Consider the following 416-nt stretch of genomic DNA (forward strand, 5'->3'; position numbering starts at 1 on the left):
GAACCTCGTAGGGGGCGAGGTGCGCTGTGACTTCGGTGAGTGTTCCCTGTGCAATTCCGTCGCCACCGGTGAGATCCCAGGCGAGTCGAAGGGGAAATGTGTCCGCGTAATCAGCGCGAATGAGCGTCTCTGGCGGGACCGCTTCGACGAGCGCGCGAAGGTTGGCAGTCGGCAACGCCGTGCGCACTGACTCAGATGGGACCGAGCTCGCTTGCTGTTCGCGCGGGCAGCGATACCGGGTCGTCGCTTCCGAGGGAGCCTCTCCCGTTGTGATCTCCTCGAGGTAACACTCTGTTTCTGCGGCATCGTATCCGAATGCCACGACAGCCGCATGCTCTGTGAAGTATTGGAGCCCGTGTGCGAGGTCATCACGCATATGGTACGTTGTCACACGGTCCGGTGTCCCATCGATGTCT

1 protein-coding gene is annotated in these 416 nt (G+C 61.3%); it reads right to left on the reverse strand.

The annotated features are described in order from the left end of the window. On the reverse strand, positions 1–376 hold a 376-nt coding region (locus tag EXE45_RS21005; protein ID WP_206750514.1), incomplete at its 3' end, for a hypothetical protein. Between the last annotated feature and the right edge of the window lie 40 nt (positions 377–416).

This window comes from Halorubrum sp. SP9 (genome assembly GCF_005435015.1).
GTDB classification, from domain to species: domain Archaea; phylum Halobacteriota; class Halobacteria; order Halobacteriales; family Haloferacaceae; genus Halorubrum; species Halorubrum sodomense.